The following is a 1491-nucleotide window of genomic DNA, read 5'->3' as shown; positions in this document are numbered from 1 at the left end:
AAAACCGCATAAAAGGCTCCAACATCCAAGATCACAAGCACGCAGACTCAAGAAATACCAAGGGAAGTGAGCTTAAGTCAGTGCCATTGGCATATAAACGGGACGGCTCGACTGACAAAAAAGGCGAAACGATTGAGGCAGGCTTAAAAAAAATTACCGACTTTGCCACATTGAAAGAGAAAACAATGGAATGCCGGGATGAATCATTATTCGTGGCTTGTTCCTCAGGCCATGTCAGTCTTGATGGTTATTTACTGCATCAGCCATTATTGCAAAAGGTTGAGAATGCTAACGACTACCCGGAGATCATCTGCCCATATAACTTTGACCAGACCCATTGCGGATACCTGCTGGATTTCAGAAGGGAGCAGTGTTTTATTAATATTGCCAAGTTTATGGAGAAAATTTTACTCCTTGAGTTCGATGATGATGCTGGTCAAATGCCAAAGCCCATTGTTATTTTTCTGTACGACAGCTTTCGGGGGGGATTGCTGCCACCGGTGGAACTTAATGGTACTCTGCTCAAAAAAATAGCAGACAACGCCCGAGTATTTACTCGCTACACCCGATCCCTTGACGAAGAACGCAAACTCTGTAATTTGCTGGCTCACGCAGGCTATAAGCGCTTCTTGCAGCTATTGATGAACAATATCCCCGAAAGTGTGACTGCTGTAGCAAATACACCTCAACCCATAAATATGGAAAGTATCAAGCAGGCCATTGTTAATCTGGAAGCCGACAAAGCCGTTACCATGCTGTCAGAAATAGATGATGAATTGATTGACAGCATCGGCTTACCGACAACACTCATGGATCAATTGACTTATAATCCCGTTTTTACCTATCAAGATTGTAAAGATTACAAGTATCCAGATATTGATGATTTTTTCCGGCACCATATTGGCAAGAATCGTTCCCGGAAGTTAATGCGAACCACCTTTGCCGCACAAGGCAAGATCTGCAGAGCACTGTTAAAAAAGAAAGTATTTGTCCCGGTAATATTGCTAGGTCGTCTCAGCTCTTTATATAACCCACTGGTACATTGCCTGCTGATTGCGAATGGCTCACGAATTAATTTCGCTGGCTGGGGATTCAGGGTGAGTAGAAGCCTTTTTCCAATAATAGCCGCCGGGAAATTTTATCGGGAAAACCTGCTGTCTGAGGCCGAACTCAAGATCATACGTTACGAGACGTTATGGCAAATCGTTTCTAATTCCACCAAGTGGATTGTTACTGATCCTGATAAAATCCTGGAGCGATTTCGCAAGTTGGTGAATAATCTGGCAAGAGTCCTGGAGCAGCGGCACCCTGTCGGCCGGGTTCAATGGCAGTGTCGGCAAATCTTCAGTGATGAACTTTACCAAAACCTGCGTAAAGCATCGCCCAATGCGGGCGGTGATATAAGCAACAAGCCCGTAGAGGGCTTGCAGAACCGGAAGTCTTAAGTATTTACAGGTGTTTAGTATTTCTGTAATATTTGCGACATGAAAA

At 44.1% G+C, this 1491-nt stretch carries 1 protein-coding gene; it reads left to right on the top strand.

The annotated features are described in order from the left end of the window. Window positions 1–1445 (top strand): hypothetical protein (locus ACO6VE_RS24485; protein WP_422464110.1); only part of this gene is annotated, 1445 nt, incomplete at its 5' end. Window positions 1446–1491: the final 46 nt, after the last annotated feature.

Origin of the sequence: Endozoicomonas sp. ALB115 (assembly GCF_049310245.1) — a bacterium.
Lineage (GTDB): Bacteria > Pseudomonadota > Gammaproteobacteria > Pseudomonadales > Endozoicomonadaceae > Endozoicomonas.
The sequence above is the reverse complement of the archived record's forward strand: the minus strand, read 5'-3'. Positions and strand labels throughout refer to the sequence as shown.